Below are 2879 nucleotides of genomic sequence, written 5' to 3'. Positions count from 1 at the left end.
TCCCGTGCGCAATGAGGGGAGTGGCCGCGCGTCAGGTGTCGGTCAGGTCTCCACGAGGGGAGCGTACTGGGCGGCGTCCATGCCGAACGTCCACGCAACGGCCTGGGCGCACGAGCGGGTTTCCGGGGGGACGCGCAGGTAGTAGACGTGACCGGTCGACGGACAGGTGACCTCGACGTAGACCGAGATCTCGGCCCATCCCCACAGCCGCTGCGCCATGAGACGGCGTGGCATGCCGCGCCCGTCGGTGTCCTGGTCGAGCACGTGGGCGTTTGACTCGTTGAGGAAGCGACCGATCCCCATCTTCTCGAGCATCACGCGCCGGATCTCCGAGTTGCGCTCTTCCAGGATCTCGACCGCCGTGATGCGCATCGGGTCTTCCACCACGTGCCGTGGGAACGGGATTCCGTGCAGGTGGTGGGCACGGGTTCCATCGGGCCACGAGATCGAAGGTCCTTCGGGCGCGTGCAGCCGCCTGCGCGCGTCGAAGCCATGGAAGGTCGGCGCGGCCATCACGAAGGCCACGTCCGACAGCAGGCAGGCGTCCCACACCCCGGCTTCGAGCAGCTCGAACCAGGGCTCGAGGGCCGCACGCGTTGCGGGGGAGAGCGGGTCGCGCCAGCCTGTCGACTCTCGGGCGAGGTACGAGTAGTACGCGGTCCAGGCGAAGCAGACGAGCCCCAGACCGCTCAGCTTCACGTTCTCGACCGTGCGCGCCGCGCGCGCCGCCTTGTGGGCTTCGTTGGTGAGCTGCTGGGCTCGATCGAGAACCCCGATCGAGGAGTGGAACGATTCTATCATCCGGTCGTGGGTTCGTACCTTCGGCATCACCGCATTGAACACGCGCGCGCCCACGTCGACCGAGCCATCGGCAAGGGCGCCGCGCGCCTCGTCAAAGGCTTCCGACGGCCCTCTCAGGGTCATCACGCGCGGCGCTTCGAGGCCGGCAAGGCGGTACAGCCGGGCCAGCGCCGCCGCGGCCCTGGCGGTGTCGACAGGCGCGGGCGCGGTGGCGCGCGCGGCCCATGATCGGGCGTGTCGCGCGTAGGCCTCACGCTCGCGGTCGTTGATGTGGTACTTCTTCACGAGATTCCACATGTCAGTCCTCCACCCAGCCGGTGCTGCTCGGGACGTACTCGCGCTGGCGCACGACGCGGTAGCTGCCGGACGGGAGCGTGATGGTGGCGTGCTCCTCGTGGGTCAGGCGGGCATCGCGCGCAACCCTGAAGTAGAGCGTGCCGTCATACTCGTAGAGCTGCGCGTCGTCGATGCGATGGGCGTGGCCGGTGGCTTCGCCATGGGCCAGGATGCGTTCGGGATGAGGCATGCCTGCCGGGCAGACAGGTACCTCCACAATGAGAAGATCGCCGTGACGGTACTGCTTCATGGGGGACGCGCCTCCTTGTCTACACCGTACCACGAAGACGCCAGGGCGTTCTGTGACCTTCCCCACATTTTGCAACCCGACATCCATTGTCGTCCGGCATGTGCTACATTGAGCTGACACCTTTACGGGGAGACGCATGTGCGCATCTGTTTCGATCTTGACTTCGATGGCAGCCCCTGGCCCGGTCCGCTTGCTGCACGCGACGCTGTGGCTGGCGAGGTCTGGCTCGGGCCCCAGGGCCTGCTCAAGGCGCTTGAGACGGCGCTGGGGCTGACGAGCGACGCGGCGGCCGCGTCGAAGCGCGTCGCTGCGTGCGCCCAGAACGCCCAGGCGATGGCCTTCGACGCGTATACCGGGGAGGCCCATCCGGACGTGTTCTGGGCGCGCAGCGTGCAGGCCGCGCCGGTGGCCACGGCCGCGACCCTGCTCGCGTGGCGCGAAGCCCTGGTGATGGCTGGCTGGAACGGGAACGATCTGGGCCAGCGACGCTTCAAGCAGCTGGCGGAGGTCACTGAAGGGCTGCCGAAGGGCTTCGCAGACCGGCTTGCCGCGGTGAACGCGGCCCTCGAGCGGCGATCGGCCGATGTGGAGACGCTCCACGTGATGACCCCGGAGGCTGAGCTCCCCTTGCTGTGGCGGTGCGTTCTCTCTCGACTCGAGGCGCACGAGACTCGGGTGATGCGTCAGCCCTTCGAGGTGGAGGGGCTTCCCGCCGACGATTCGCGCGATCTCGCGCGCTGCCGCGCGCACGGGTTCTCGCCGCGCGGTGACGGGTCGCTCCAGCTGGTGCGGCCCCAGGGGCTGCTCGAGGCGGCTGACGAGCTTGCCGCCTGGCTTGCGGCCCAGCCTGGCCGCAACGACATCGTTCTCGTCGGTCGCGATGCCGTGCTCGACGCCGCGCTGGCGCGCTACGGGCTTCCGACCTGCGGCTCGACGTCTGCCCACGCGGTCACGCAGGTTCTGGGGCTGGTTCTCCGCGTGGGAATGAAACCCGTCGATCCACAGGTCATGCGTGAGCTTCTCCTGCTGGGGGTCTCTCCGATCGATGACACGCTGCGAAAGACCCTGCTGCGCGCGCTGAGCGCGTGTCCGAGCGTGCTGGGCGATGACTTCCAGCGCGCGCTCTCCCAGGCGCCGGAAGATCTGCGCGATCTGCTGACCGCCACCCAGCCGCCCGAGACCGATGCCCTCGGGCGTCCCCTCAGGCCCCGAGACGCGGCTGCGCCCGTCGACGAGGGGCTGCGCGAGACCTACGAGGTCGAGGACGCCTGTCGCAGGGTCGAGCAGGTGCGCGACTGGCTGCGCGATGAGGGGGCCGACGAAGACAGCGCGCTGGCGGGGGGCAGCGCCCACTGCGATCGCGTTCTCGAGGCGCTCGCCGCGCTGCGTGATGGTGTCACCACGTTGCCGCGCCTGCTGGCCATCGCCGCGCAGGCCGCTGACGGCGTCGACCGTGTCACCGCCTTTCCCGCGCAGGCCGGGCTGCACTCGG

3 protein-coding genes are annotated in these 2879 nt (G+C 69.2%); 1 reads left to right on the top strand and 2 read right to left on the bottom strand.

The window, feature by feature from the left end; translation table 11 throughout:
• Positions 1 to 42: 42 nt before the first annotated feature.
• Both EB084_23095 and EB084_23090 read right to left on the bottom strand, forming a co-directional pair.
• Positions 43 to 1098: a hypothetical protein gene (locus tag EB084_23095; GenBank protein NDD31151.1), complete on the bottom strand. Its 1056-nt coding sequence runs from the start codon at positions 1096 to 1098 to the stop codon at positions 43 to 45.
• A 1-nt stretch (position 1099) separates the two neighbouring features.
• A complete protein-coding gene (locus EB084_23090; protein NDD31150.1) occupies positions 1100 to 1387 on the bottom strand; it encodes a hypothetical protein in 288 nt (95 codons plus the stop codon).
• A 138-nt stretch (positions 1388 to 1525) separates the two neighbouring features.
• On the opposite strand from EB084_23090, the gene EB084_23085 reads away from it, so the two are divergent.
• Positions 1526 to 2879: hypothetical protein (locus EB084_23085; protein NDD31149.1), on the top strand; the 1354-nt coding region annotated here is incomplete at its 3' end.

This window comes from Pseudomonadota bacterium (genome assembly GCA_010028905.1).
Taxonomy (GTDB): domain Bacteria; phylum Vulcanimicrobiota; class Xenobia; order RGZZ01; family RGZZ01; genus RGZZ01.
The sequence above is the reverse complement of the archived record's forward strand: the minus strand, read 5'-3'. Positions and strand labels throughout refer to the sequence as shown.